General features: G+C 68.6%; 2 protein-coding genes and 2 pseudogenes. 2 read left to right on the plus strand and 2 right to left on the minus strand.

Annotated elements, in window-relative coordinates; all coding sequences use genetic code 11:
* Positions 1 to 139: pseudogene (locus ACFV2X_RS55400) on the plus strand (integrase); the annotation flags it as partial.
* Here the strand turns inward: ACFV2X_RS55400 and ACFV2X_RS55405 are convergent.
* A complete protein-coding gene (locus ACFV2X_RS55405; protein WP_385631897.1) occupies positions 123 to 1,202 on the minus strand; it encodes an IS110 family transposase in 1,080 nt (359 codons plus the stop codon). The pseudogene ACFV2X_RS55400 and the gene ACFV2X_RS55405 overlap by 17 nt on opposite strands.
* 300 nt (positions 1,203 to 1,502) lie before the next feature.
* The gene (locus ACFV2X_RS55410; protein WP_385631900.1) at positions 1,503 to 2,699 is read right to left on the minus strand and encodes an IS110 family transposase; all 1,197 of its coding nucleotides are present in this window, start codon (positions 2,697 to 2,699) and stop codon (positions 1,503 to 1,505) included.
* Between the two features lie 280 nt (positions 2,700 to 2,979).
* On the opposite strand from ACFV2X_RS55410, the pseudogene ACFV2X_RS55415 reads away from it, so the two are divergent.
* Positions 2,980 to 3,174, plus strand: a pseudogene (locus ACFV2X_RS55415) (transposase); the annotation flags it as partial.
* Positions 3,175 to 3,344 lie beyond the last annotated feature (170 nt).

Here is a 3,344-nt window from a genome sequence, read left to right on the forward strand (position 1 = left end):
GCTGGTGCTGCGGCTGGCCAGGGAGAATCCGCGGTGGGGCTGCCGACGGATCCAGGGCGAACTCATCCGGCTCGGACACCCGGTCGGCTCGACGATGGTCTGGGAGATCCTCACAGAAGCTTCTATGTCTCGTCAACCCCTGGTGCCGTTGCGGCGGCGTTGTTGAGGTGGCGGTAGAGGCGTCGGGCGAGGTAGCGCTTGAGACAGCGGCGGATCTCTCGGTCTGTCTTGCCTTCGGCGCGTCGTCGGTCGGCGTAGGCGCGAGTCTGGGGGTGATGGACCATGCGGACCATGGCGATGACGTTCAGGGCGCGGTTGAGACGCCTGTCGCCACCGCGGTTGAGCCGGTGGCGGGTGGTGTTCCCCGAGGACGCGGGTATGGGGTTCACGCCGGCGAGGGCGGCGAACGCGGCCTCGTCACGGACCCGTCCCGGGTGGGACCAGGCGACCAGGACGGTGGCGGCGGTGACGGGGCCGATGCCGGTTTCCCGGCGGAGGTCGGCGGCGGGGCTGGCATCGACGAGTTCGCCGGTCCGGTTCATGTTGTCCAAGAGCTCGGCGTCGAGGGTGAGAATCCTCTTGGCGAGCCGGACGGCCTCGGTGCGGGCGGTCGCGGTGGCGAGGTCTTCCTCGCGGGGGCGCCAGCGGGCGATCTCACCGATCTTCTTCGCGCAGAGGGAACGCCGGGCGTCAATGCCGAGGTCGGCGACGCGCACGAGGGCGGTCAGGGCGTTCACGGCTCGGGTCCGCTCACTGGTGAGTTCGTCCCGGGCGGTGAGGAGGATCTGGGCTGCTGCTCGGATGCCCTCATCCATCCGCGGAGTGCGCAGTTGCTCTTCGGCGAGCGGGAGTACGGCTGCGGCGATGCGTCGGGCGTCGATCGGGTCGGACTTGCCGACCCCACGCCGGCCGGTGCGGCCCATGCGGGCGGCTTCGGCCACCTGGTAGCCGGCGAGCGCCGTCTGGCGGGCGATCTGGGCCCCGTAGCTGCCGACGCCCTCGATGACCCACAGGGTGGCCAGGTCGCCGCCGGTGCGGCGTCCGACCCAGGCGATGGCACGGGCCCTGCCGGCATGGGTGTTGGGGAAGGTCTCCGTGCCCAGGTGCTCGCCGTTGGCGGCGAGCACAGCGTAGGTATGCGTCCTGGCGTGGGTGTCGACGCCGATGACGAACGAACGCGTGTGGGCGACAATGGTGTGCACGCGATCAGGATTCCTCTCCGTGAGACGGTGATCCCGGTCGCCGTGGACCGGTGCCGTGCCCGGGAGAGGTCACTTCGAGGCAGAACTGTGACGGGCCACGACCCCTGGGGGTCGGGCAGGCTTCTATCAGGCCACCGAGGTGGGCCGGGTCGGCGCCGGCCACCCACCGCAGTCGGACAGTTCATTAGCAAGGCACCTCTGGGGGCCACTGTTGTCACGAGTCACGACTGCGGTGAAGCGACCGACGTCAACCCTGCCAGCCGGTCCCGGACCAGCCGCCCAAAAGACTCACAGCTGTTGTCAAGCGGTTGTGGTCACTGGAGGCGTGACTTCGTAGCACCGTCGGTCGCGGATCAGGGCCCAGATGACGTTGACGCGTCGGCGGGCCAGGGCGAGCACGGCCTGGACGTGCTTCTTCCCCTCAGCGCGTTTGCGATCGTAGAACTTCCGCGAGTTGGGGTCGCAGCGGACGCTGACCAGCGCGGAGGTGTAGAAGACACGCTGGAGCCTTCGGTGGTAGGTGATCGGCCGGTGGAGGTTGCCGCTGACCTTGCCCGAGTCCCGAGGGGCGGGGGCGACGCCGGCGAAGGCGGCCAGGGCGTCCGGGGAGTCGAACTCGTCCAGGTCGCCGCCGACCGCGGCAAGGAATTCGGCACCGAGGGTCGCCCCAATGCCGGGGACGCTCAGGATGATGTGGGCGAGCTCGTGCTCGCGAAACCGGCCCTCGATGAGCTTGTCCATCTCGACGATCTGCTCGTTGAGGGCCATCACCTCCTCGGCCAGGGTGTGGACCAGCTTCGCGACGGTCTTCTCCCCGGGGACAGCGGTGTGCTGGCGCTCGGCGGCCTCGACGGCCGCTTCGGCCAGGGATCTCGCGTTGCGGACCTTGCGGTTGGCCAGCCATGTGGTCAGCCGGGTGACCCCAATCCGGCGGATCGCGGCTGGGGCCTGGTAACCCGTCAGCAGCTTGAGCGCGCCGGTGTTCGTCACGTCCAGAGCCCGTTCCAGGGCCGGGAACATGCTCATCAGAGTGGAACGCAGGCGGTTGACGACGCGGGTGCGGTCCTCGACCAGGTCGGACCGGCGTCCGGTCAGCAGCTTCAGCTCGATGGCCGCTTCGTCGCCGGGGCGGACGGGCCGCAGATCGCGGCGCATCCTGGCCTGGTCGGCGATCACGTAGGCGTCGCGGGCGTCGGTCTTGCCCTCGCCGCGGTAGCCGTCCGAGGCCCGGTTGACCAGGCGGCCGGGCATGTAGAGGACTTCCTGGCCGTGGCTGACCAGCAAGGCCAGCAACAGCGCGGGCTCCCCGCCGGTCATGTCGATGGCCCAGGTGACCTCACGGCCGTCGGCCAGGTCCAGGACGTCGCCGATCAGCTTCAGCAACTCGGGCTCGTCGTTGGCAACCCGCCGCGACAGCAGCGTCTTGCCGTCGGTGTCCAGGGCGAGCCCGTGATGGTGGCCCTTGCCGCTGTCGATCCCCGCCCATATCCGGCTCATCATGCTCCTGGCGTGCGTGTTCGTTCTGTTCGTACCACGGACGACCTCGCCGGCATTGCTCTACTCAGCGACATGTTCGCACTTCCTAATCGGCGGCCGAGTCGTCGTGGGGTGCCGGGCGGCGAAGCGTGCTCAGCCACGAGACGGCAGCCGCCTGATAGCCACACCCAGCACCCCTGGGTGACCCAACCCTACGAATGGCTCGATCAACCCGATCAAGAAGGTAGAGCCGCCTGACCAGCAGCGACGAGTTTCCGAACGGCACAGGATGAGAATTCCGGCAAGGGCACTGCCCCATCTACATGCCTTCACCCGTGGCCTGGACCGGGACATCGACGCCGTGATCGCTGGGCTCACGCTTCCGTACAGCAACGGCCCCACCGAGGGCGTCAACACCAAGACCAAGCGGATCGCACGCCAGATGCACGGACGAGCAGGCTTCACCCTCCTCCGCCACGGCATCCTCCTCGGATAGCAGCACGCTCCGTCACCACCGAAACTGAGACAGGGCCGTTAGATTTACACTCCCCCTTCCGGGCGGCAGTCGCTATACCGCGACATGGCACGCACGCTGCCAGCCCGTCAGGGAAGCCGCAGGTCCCGCAGCTGTCGCCGGGAGGTGATGCTCAGCTTGCGGAAGATGCT

Origin of the sequence: Streptomyces sp. NPDC059679 (assembly GCF_042734105.1) — a bacterium.
Lineage (GTDB): Bacteria > Actinomycetota > Actinomycetes > Streptomycetales > Streptomycetaceae > Streptomyces.

Coding starts and splice junctions, on each gene's coding strand:
- ACFV2X_RS55410 (WP_385631900.1), bottom strand. CDS start 2,699: ATGAGCCGGATATGGGCGGGGATCGACAGCGGCAAGGGCCACCATCAC.